This is a genomic window from Gilvimarinus sp. 1_MG-2023 (assembly GCF_030548285.1).
The window spans coordinates 1-231 of the sequence record NZ_JAUOSC010001837.1 but is presented as its reverse complement, the minus strand read 5'-3'; the positions used below and the strand labels follow the sequence as shown (position 1 = coordinate 231).

Sequence of the window (231 nt, the reverse complement as noted above, 5' to 3'; positions counted from 1 at the left end):
GTGCAGATACCGTCAAAAAAGTCTCGCTGGAGCTGGGAGGCAACGCACCTTTTATCGTGTTTGATGATGCCGATATCGACGCAGCGATTCAGGGGGCTATGATTTCCAAATTCCGTAACGCCGGGCAAACCTGTGTCTGCACCAACCGTTTTCTGGTACAGCGTGGCATCCATGATGTCTTTGTGCGACGCTTGCAAGAGCAGATTGAGGCACTACAGGTTGGTCATGGCT

The 231-nt window shown here is 51.9% G+C and carries 1 protein-coding gene; it reads left to right on the top strand.

Features of this window, described 5'->3' with window-relative positions; all coding sequences use genetic code 11:
* Window positions 1-231, top strand: a 231-nt coding sequence (locus Q4563_RS23040) for an aldehyde dehydrogenase family protein (protein WP_303606205.1), incomplete at both ends; no start/stop codon positions are given.